General features: G+C 71.9%; 2 protein-coding genes and 1 pseudogene. All 3 read right to left on the bottom strand.

What is annotated here, in order from left to right; genetic code table 11:
• Positions 1-887: pseudogene (locus AC1DP0_RS19340) on the bottom strand (ATP-binding protein); the annotation flags it as partial.
• 112 nt (positions 888-999) lie between these two features.
• The gene (locus AC1DP0_RS19335; RefSeq protein ID WP_478087665.1) at positions 1,000-2,538 is read right to left on the bottom strand and encodes a hypothetical protein; all 1,539 of its coding nucleotides are present in this window, start codon (positions 2,536-2,538) and stop codon (positions 1,000-1,002) included.
• A partial coding sequence (locus AC1DP0_RS19330) for a hypothetical protein (RefSeq protein WP_478087663.1) occupies positions 2,531-3,869 on the bottom strand: 1,339 nt, incomplete at its 5' end. The genes AC1DP0_RS19330 and AC1DP0_RS19335, both read right to left, overlap by 8 nt.

Below are 3,869 nucleotides of genomic sequence, written 5' to 3'. Positions count from 1 at the left end.
GCCTGGAGTCGAGCGACCGGGGCGGCGCGGCGGATGGCGCCTGGGGTGAGTACGAATCGGTCCACGATCTCGTCGACATCGTCGACGCCTACGTCGAGCCCGGACTCGTCCCAGAGCAGTCGCCGCTCATCGGGGCCGCACGGCTCGAGGGTCACCGTGAGTGCGTGCTCCAGCGACGGACCGCTCACGCCTCCCGAGAGCCCGAGCACGATGCCTACCGGCGTCACCGACCCGTGCATCCTCGGCAGCTGGAGGATCTCGCCGGGTGCCGGGTCGGCGCGCACGACCGGCAGCACGGGGCACAGGGCGGCAAGCGCTTCGAACAGCGGCCAGCTCGGGCCGTCCGTCGGGCCGTCGTGGACGAGGACGTCGAGCCCGAGGGTCGCCGCCGCGGCGCCGAGCAGCGTCGTGCGGCCCGAGCCGAGCCGGCCTCGCAGCACCAGGGCCGTCAGGCCTGGCTGGTCCAGCAGCCGTGGGACCTGGGTGAGCAGGTCGACCTGGGTGGCGGCGATGGCGACATCGGCCAACGCAGGGAAGCCCGAGCGGAGCGTGAGCTCCTCCGGCAGGGACTCCGGGTCGATCCGTCCGGTGCGGATCACGTCCCAGACCGGCACGGCGACCCGAAGGGACCACTCCGAGCGAGGATCGGCGGGATTGTCGACGACGAGCAGCCCTCTCCGCACGAGGTCGTGGCAGGTCGCGGTCACATCCTCGGTCCCGCCGAGCAGCCAGGCGAGCAGCCCGATGCACGGGCGCCTGGAACGCAGCGGCTCCTGCAACATCGCGAACAGGGAGCCCCAGCGGATGTCGAGCTCGATGACGCCCGCAGCGACCATGACGGCGGCCTCGGTCTCGGTGAGCCGGCTGAGCGGCCCGTCCCGGACCACCGCATCGCTGCTCGCGGGCAGCCAAGACAGATCGGGAACCGGAATCGTGCTGTCCTGCAACCGATTCCGGACCTGATCGGCGACGCGAGAGACGACGGAGTCGACGTACACGTCAACCACCCTCGAAATGGAACTGCACGATCCGACCCAGCTCCGGGACCCACCCGGGATCCTGGTCGAGGCCGCTGATGCGCGCCGCGAGATCGACCGCCTCGATGGACATGACCACATCGACGTGGGTCCGAGACACCACGACCTGGCCGGGGCGGACGAACGTCTCAGGTGGCACATCGTGCTCGTCCAGCCAGGTCCGCACCGGGTCCATGGCGTGTCCCAGGCGGACGTCGGGCGGCATGTCCTCGGCTCGACCATCGAGGTCGGCGAGCGCCTCCAGGAGGGTGTCCCCCTTCAGCGCGCGGCGCCGGGCCTTCGGCAGACGCCTCAGCATCCATCGACCGACCGCGTCGACGACGCCCCAGCCGGTGGCACGCGGACCGGCCTTCCGGTCGAGTGCGAACCAGCGAAAGAGGTTGATCGAGTAGAGCAGCGTGGCCATCTGCGAGTCGACGACCTGACCGGTGCCCACCCAGGCGGGACGCGCGGGATCACGACGAAGCTGCCCGGCGGCATTCGGGGGCGCCGGGCTCCGCCCGCCAAGGCTCGTCGGGCTGGTTGGGCCGCCAACCACCGGCCGTGGCAGCGGCTGGGTGCTGGCCTCCGCCTCAGCGGCGTCTACGGCAACGGCGGTGACCTCGGTGACCTCGGTGACCTCGGGGACCGGCCAAGGTCGTATGCCGTCCGGTGCGGTGTTCGGTGACGTGACCGGCATGGCGTCCCGAGGCGAAAGCGGTGCGGGGACAGCGGTGCTCGGCCCCGGCGCGACCAGGTCGACCCCAGTCACGGCCTCGGTGAGCCGCAGCAGGACCAGCGCCGGGTCCGGGCCCGACGACGGCTCGGCGTCGGACGCGGCGCCRAGCGGGTCCCACGGCGCACCGCGGACTACGGTCGTAGGCGTCGTCGGGTCGGACGGGGACTGGTCCCGCTGGGCGACAGTGGTCGACGCGCTGGTTCGCGGTGCCCTCGGGCCGCGGGGCGGACCGGGGCTGCTGACAGCTGGGGTGTCCAGCAGCCCTCGCCGGGAAGGGAACTCGTCGAGCACCGCGGCAAGCACACCAGCACAGGCTGGCCCGAGCTGCTGCACTGCTCGCGCGGCCGATCCGGGGGCGGCGGTCTCCAGCGAGGCGAGGACGGTCGGCACCCACCGGGCCCTTCTGGTCCAGAGGGTCGCCAAGGTGGCGCTCGTCGCGGTCGCACCGGACGGCATACGCCCGGCCCACCACCAGCGGTCGCCGGCGGTGCCGTCGAGGACGTCGCGGCTGAGGCACAACAGCTCCTCGGCCTCGTCGGCGAACTCGACGGCCTCGACGTCCGTGGAGACCGGTCCGCCCACCGGGTGGGCGGCGCGGCGACGAACGTCCTCCACCCGACCGCGCGCCTCGCCCGGGTCGCAGGACGCCAGGGACAGGTGACGCACGACAAGCACCCGCCGGTCCTCCCGCCTGGGCGCGATCGAGGCCAGCAGCGGCTCCACGTCGGACGTCCCGGCTCCGTGTCCGCGGAGCCGGAGCGTGCCGATGCGGAGGTCAGACATCGTTGTTCGCGCGCCCGGGTGGGAACGGGACGAACGGGGTCTTGTTCTGCCCGTACCAGAACTGGTTCGCCACGAAGACGAGATAGAAGGCAGCAACCTGACCCCCGACCCGCGGGACGGTCCCTGGGACCGGTTTCAGCGCACCGAACCCGCCGCGAGCGGCCCTCACCTCCTTGAAGACACCCCTGCCCTGGATCATCGCCAGGAGGTTGTCAAGGACGACGTAGTAGGTGAACCGCGGCTGCCTGGTCCCGTCGTCGTCGCTCGGCTGCATCGGCGCAGCCCGCCACGACTGCCGCAGCACGAAGTCGGCCTCGCTCCACTCGAGGACCCCGCCGAAGGTGCGCTCGGAGCCGAAGAACACCCGCGGGTTGTAGCCCACTCCGAGCGGTAGCTCCGCTGCGCTCATCTGCGCGAGCAGCTGATCGGCTGCGCTGGTTGCCTTGGCGTCCACGTTCTCCGCCATCACCATCGCGTCCTGCACGTCAGTGACGATGTCGTCGATCGCCGAGGCGTCCACGGGCAGGAAACCAACCGGCGGGAGCAGCGGGAAGTAGTCGCCGGCATACGTCGACAGCGACTGCCCCGCAGCCACGAGGTCCGCGGCCTGGTCCTGGAACTGCAGCCAGCGTGCCTGCCCCTCGGCGGCACGACGGTCGGCGACCACAGCCGACCACGGTCCGGGCACCGGGTCGGGCTGGGTCACGCGGCGGCGGGCGGCCCAGTTGTCGACGTCGCCGATCGTGCCGCCCGACCAGGCGAAGACCCCCAGCGGGACGTCGTACGGGGTCAGGTCCGCCGGGTCGAGCTGGTCGAAGCCGCTGTACGAAGGGTCGAAGCTGAACGGGAAGACGGGCTGGAGCCGCAGCTGCTCCGATCCGAGCAGCCAGTGGGTGACCAGGTTGCGTCTTCTCGTGTCGGTGACCTGGACGCCGTCCACCTCACTGGGGATCGGCAGGGTGATGGTGCGGAACTCGACGCCTCCGACGAGCCACTGCGCAGTGCATCCGGGCGACACCGTGGTCGACGGTGGCGGGGACAGGGGGGCCTGGCCCTGAAGCTGGCAGGCGGCGCGGGCTACGAGCAGGACGACGCTGCCGGTGCTCGGCTGTGGAGACGGCTGCTGGTCAGGTGGGTTCTGGTCACAGCAGCTGAACGAGGCGTCGTTGCGCCGAGTCGCCGTCGGCGCCGTGGACGCCATCTCCAGGGTCACCGGTCGTGGCACGACCACCGGCTCGCCGGCCCGGCTGATCGCGAGCCCGGCCGAGACGGTGATCGTGGTGCCGAGACCGGTCACCCACAGGCCGCGCACGACGCCGGCGCCCGCGGCC

It is taken from the genome of Terrabacter sp. P5_B1 (assembly GCF_056400505.1).
This window is presented reverse-complemented; position numbering and strand designations above follow the sequence as displayed.